This window comes from Sulfitobacter sp., assembly GCF_041552635.1.
GTDB lineage: Bacteria > Pseudomonadota > Alphaproteobacteria > Rhodobacterales > Rhodobacteraceae > Sulfitobacter.
This window is the reverse complement of the sequence record NZ_JBFEKM010000327.1, coordinates 1-2,020: the sequence shown is the minus strand read 5'-3', so window position 1 is coordinate 2,020 and position 2,020 is coordinate 1. Positions and strand designations below refer to the sequence as shown.

Sequence of the window (2,020 nt, the reverse complement as noted above, 5' to 3'; positions counted from 1 at the left end):
TTCGGGTTTGTTGCCCAAGGCGATGATCAGCATGTACTTGTCGTTTTTCCCGATCGTCGTCGGGATGGTCAAAGGGCTGCGCAGCCCTGATCAGATGCAGTTGGATCAGATGCGGACGTGGCATGCGAGCGCATCCCAGACATTCTGGCGTTTGAGGTTGCCCGCATCGATGCCGTATTTCTTTACCTCGCTCAAAATCGCGATGGCGGCGTCCTTGGTGGGCGCCATTGTCGGCGAGCTGCCGACGGGGGCCATTGCGGGCCTTGGGGCGCGTTTGTTGGCGGGCAGTTATTACGGTCAGACCATCCAGATCTGGAGCGCGCTGATTGTGGCTGCGGCGTTGGCTGCGGCCTTGGTCGGGACCATCGGTGTGATCCAGCGGATTACCCTGAAACGGATGGGGATGGCGCAATGATCTGGCTGGTCTTTGCCATTGCAGCCTGGGCCATTGGCTGGTGGGTGAATGTCCGGCTGGCGCGGGGCGGACCCGCACGTTGGCGGCCGTTGGCGGCACCAGTTGTTTTCGGCGTGACGCTGATCGCGGTTTGGGAAGGCGTGGTGCGTGGGCTTGAGATTTCACCGGTGCTGCTGCCGACGCCGACGGCGATTGCAGCCCGGTTCGTTGCATCGCTGGATATCCTTTGGGTCGATTTTGTGCAGACTGTGCTGAAAGGCGCGCTTTCGGGGTATGTTTTGGGCTGTGGGGCTGCGTTCTTGATCGCAGTTGCCATTGACCGGTTTCCGTTTTTGCAGCGCGGGCTGTTGCCTGTTGGTAATTTCGTTGCCGCCTTGCCGGTGATCGGGATGGCCCCGATTTTGGTGATGTGGTTCGGGTTTGACTGGCAATCCAAGGCGGCGGTGGTCGTGGTCATGGTGTTCTTTCCGATGCTTGTGAACACGGTGCAGGGCTTGCAGGCGACCGACGCGATGCAGCGTGATCTGATGCGCACCTATGCTGCCAGCTATTGGGCGACCTTGTTGAAACTGCGCTTGCCTGCTGCGATGCCTTTCGTGTTCAATGGGCTAAAGATCGGGACGACATTGGCCTTGATCGGGGCGATCGTTGCTGAATTTTTCGGCTCTCCGGTCAAGGGGATGGGGTTTCGTATCTCGACCTCAGTCGGGCAGCTTGCGCTGGATCTGGTATGGGCCGAAATTGTCGTGGCAGCCATTGCGGGATCAGCATTTTATGGGGCGATGTCACTGATCGAAAAGGCCGTGACCTTCTGGCACCCAAGCCAGCGAAACTGAGACGATAAAAAACCAACCAAGAGGGAGTTAAACAAATGAAAAAACTATCAACCTATGTCGCGGGGGCTGCCGTTGGCCTGATGGGGACGATGGCCCAGGCCGCCGATGATGTGACATTGCAGCTCAAGTGGGTCACGCAAGCCCAATTCGCGGGCTATTATGTGGCGCTTGAAAAAGGCTTTTACGAAGAAGAAGACCTGAACGTTACGATCAAGCCCGGCGGCCCTGATATCGCGCCGACGCAAGTGCTGGCTGGCGGCGGTGCCGACGTAACCGTCGAGTGGATGCCCGCCGCGTTGGCGGCCCGTGAAAAGGGTCTGGGCATGGTAAATATTGCCCAGCCGTTCAAATCCTCTGGCATGATGCTGACGTGCCGCAAGGACGCAGGCGTGACCACGACGGATGACTTCAAAGGCAAAACCTTGGGCGTTTGGTTTTTCGGAAATGAATTTCCGTTCCTAAGCTGGATGAGCAAGCTTGAGTTGCCCACTGAGGGGGGCGAAGACGGTGTGACCGTTCTCAAGCAGGGCTTCAACGTTGATCCGTTGCTGCAAAACCAAGCGGCTTGCGTATCGACCATGACGTATAATGAATATTGGCAGGTGATTGATGCGGGTCTGACACCCGATGATCTGACAGTGTTCAAATACGAAGATCAGGGCGTCGCGACGTTGGAAGACGGGCTGTATGCGCTGGAAGAAAATCTGGCCGATCCTGCCTTTGAAGACAAGATGGTGCGCTTTGTGCGGGCCTCTATGAAGGGTTGGAA

Annotated in this window: 3 protein-coding genes; all 3 read left to right on the top strand. The window is 57.4% G+C overall.

The features are described 5' to 3' along the window. A partial coding sequence (locus ABYT07_RS20730; RefSeq protein ID WP_372993892.1) for an ABC transporter permease occupies positions 1-415 on the top strand: 415 nt, incomplete at its 5' end. Next, the gene (locus ABYT07_RS20725) at positions 412-1,251 is read left to right on the top strand and encodes an ABC transporter permease (RefSeq protein ID WP_372993891.1); all 840 of its coding nucleotides are present in this window, start codon (positions 412-414) and stop codon (positions 1,249-1,251) included. The genes ABYT07_RS20730 and ABYT07_RS20725, both read left to right, overlap by 4 nt. A gap of 35 nt (positions 1,252-1,286) precedes the next feature. Beyond that, positions 1,287-2,020, top strand: a 734-nt coding sequence (locus ABYT07_RS20720) for an ABC transporter substrate-binding protein (RefSeq protein WP_372993890.1), incomplete at its 3' end; no start/stop codon positions are given.